This window comes from Oleiphilus sp. HI0086, from assembly GCF_001635225.1.
Genome location: NZ_LWFZ01001361.1, coordinates 1 through 838, shown reverse-complemented (window position 1 = coordinate 838; position 838 = coordinate 1). Strand labels below are relative to the sequence as shown.

The window sequence follows — 838 nt, the reverse complement described above, 5'->3', positions numbered from 1 at the left end:
GTGTACTTGCTGATGGTGAGTTTTATCGAGTCGGTGGCACCACACCCGTTAAGGTTAACGTTAGGATTATCGCTGCAACCCACCAAAACCTTGAAGGTCTGGTTCAAGAAGGTAGCTTCCGGGAAGATTTATTTCACCGTTTGAACGTTATTCGCGTTCACCTACCTAAACTATGCGACCGAAGTGAAGACGTCCCCACCCTGGCGAACTACTTCTTAAGCAAAGCAGCTGAAGAGCTCTCGGTCGACATCAAGCAATTACGCCCTGAGACCGAAGAGTACTTAAGTGCCATGCCCTGGCCAGGTAATGTTCGACAGCTAGAAAACACCTGTCGCTGGTTAACCGTCATGGCTAGTGGTAGAGAGGTTCATGTATCAGACCTGCCGCCAGAATTATTAGATGAAGATAACACTGCTCCAACAGCAAGTACTTGGCAGGAAGCCTTGCGAAAGTGGGCTGACCAGGAACTTAAAAAAGGTAATAGTGCCATTCTGGATCAAGCTGTTCCCCAGTTTGAGCGTATTATGATCGATACGGCATTGAACCATACTGGCGGACGACGTAGAGATGCTTCCCAGTTATTAGGCTGGGGCCGGAATACGCTTACCCGTAAAATCAAAGAGCTTGATATGAGCTTTGAAGAGAGTACTGAGGAAGAGGATTAAGCCCCTCCCTCCGCATTACTCTCATATTTTGTAGGCAGCGGGTTCCATCCCGCGCTATGCCCAAACCTTGGAGCACGACCTAGAATCAGTTACTCACTTCTCGCCAGTAGATAATTCTGTCGTGGCCTCGATATTGACCAAACTGCGCCTCAACAAAGGGGTGCTCATCATCC

2 protein-coding genes are annotated in these 838 nt (G+C 48.7%); one reads left to right on the top strand and one right to left on the bottom strand.

Features of this window, described 5'->3' with window-relative positions; genetic code table 11:
* A partial coding sequence (locus tag A3756_RS23455) for a sigma 54-interacting transcriptional regulator (protein WP_197481495.1) occupies nt 1–665 on the top strand: 665 nt, incomplete at its 5' end.
* Between the two features lie 85 nt (nt 666–750).
* Here A3756_RS23455 and A3756_RS29360 read toward each other — a convergent pair.
* Nucleotides 751–838 (bottom strand): DUF6701 domain-containing protein (locus A3756_RS29360; RefSeq protein WP_368664619.1); only part of this gene is annotated, 88 nt, incomplete at its 5' end.